Source organism: Phytobacter sp. V91, from assembly GCF_965644225.1.
GTDB lineage: Bacteria > Pseudomonadota > Gammaproteobacteria > Enterobacterales > Enterobacteriaceae > CBFFRJ01.
Map to the genome: position 1 here is coordinate 1 of NZ_CBFFRJ010000265.1, position 1,522 is coordinate 1,522.

Annotated in this window: 2 protein-coding genes; both read right to left on the reverse strand. The window is 50.0% G+C overall.

Features of this window, described 5'->3' with window-relative positions; all coding sequences use genetic code 11:
• The coding region (locus ACSZO4_RS25505; RefSeq protein ID WP_437891874.1) for a helix-turn-helix domain-containing protein at window positions 1-434 on the reverse strand (434 nt) is incomplete at its 3' end.
• Between the two features lie 95 nt (window positions 435-529).
• Window positions 530-1,288, reverse strand: a complete 759-nt coding sequence (gene nqrC, locus ACSZO4_RS25510; protein WP_437891875.1) for an NADH:ubiquinone reductase (Na(+)-transporting) subunit C — start codon at window positions 1,286-1,288, stop codon at window positions 530-532.
• Window positions 1,289-1,522 lie beyond the last annotated feature (234 nt).

A 1,522-nucleotide genomic window follows, 5' to 3' on the forward strand; every position in this document is an offset into this window, starting at 1 on the left:
TGTTTCTCTTCGCTGAACTTATGCGGAACGCCTGTCGGCTTTTTCCAGGAAAAACCATGGCGGTGAAGCCACTTGTTCATACCGGGAATGGAGTAAGACACACCAAACCGTTCCCTGACAAGGGCAACGATACTGGCTGTGCTCGCATGGACATCTGTGGTCAGCAAACAAATCAGTTCTGCTGAGTGTACAGAAGTGAGGTGCTCCTGTGAGCCACCGTTGTCAGAGGTCAGTTTACCCTCATGAAGATAATCGGCAATATGGCGCAGAACAGTAGTCTCGTGAATGAGCTGAGACTGAGCAATCATGGCCGTTGACCAGCCCTGAGCAGAAAGAAGTACGCAGCGAATTCTGTCGCAGACGCGGCGGTCACGACTTTGTCGGTGCTGAGCCTCAAGTGCTGCAATCTGTTCAGGTGTGAGTCTGATATTCATGGTCTGAGCATGATCCCCTGAGAGCATGAAATCAAGCAGTATCAATGATCACGGGTATAAATACAATTTATTAACTTCTCTGCCGAATGAAAAACTTAGCCTGATAATAATTTATTATCACGGATAACGCGCTGAAGAAAATGGCCGTAACCGCGATCGCCCATCCAGAAATTAATGCTTTTTTCCACCCCCGTTGAGGTCATGGTGGCGCCGGTGATGCCGTCAACGCTGTACTCATCATGAGGGCCAGCGCTCTCTTGCACGACTTGCAGCGCCGGTTGGCCCGCATCGTTTAATACCTTTTTCCCCGGCCACTGCTGCAACCACTGCGGATCTTCCACCTTAGCGCCCAGCAGCGGAGTCTCGTTTTGTTCATAGTAGAAAAGGTTTTTCACCGTACGGCCATCGGGGGCCAGAGCAATAAACGCGTGCATCATCGACTTTGCCCCTTTGCCGGAGATGGGCAGGATAATTTGCTGTATCTCATGAACATTATTTTGTACGAGGTAGATATCCGCGATGCTGCAACGCTGGCGAACCTGCGCCGGATCCTGGTCTGCGCTGAGCGTCGTGCAGGATGGCTGCACATTCTGTCGGGGGCCGGCGGGCAACAGCACGCCGCGGTCTAAATCAACCTGGCGGGCAATAATCCGCTTTTCAAACAGCGCCGCCAGCGTACGCTCATCTTCCTTTCCGTTACTCAGACCCGCTACCTGAAGAATAGCGGCCTTTTGCTGCTGCCCGGTCGGCTGGGCGTTATTACTTTTGATCAGCAAGAAATAAACGGCGACGGCCGCAAAGCATAAAACACAAAACAACATCATTGATGCAACAATAATTTTACCTTTGCTCATGCAGCTTTTTTCACCCCTGATTTACCGCTTAACCCCGGCATTAAAAGTAACGCAATATTCATGATGCTTTTTATATCTATGCCACTGGAAAATCGGGTTTGCAACCGCCAGCAGAGAAGTGGCAATACGAATAACGTCAATTCATTGATAAGCAGGATCTTAAGGAAGGTGCGATTTAATCGGTGGGGTTCAGTGGAGTCCTTATCTGTATTAGCCTTACCTTAGCTGAGCTGT

Excerpts from the sequence above, each read along its gene's own strand:
- nqrC (WP_437891875.1), bottom strand. The coding sequence starts at position 1,288 with ATGAGCAAAGGTAAAATTATTGTTGCATCAATGATGTTGTTTTGTGTT.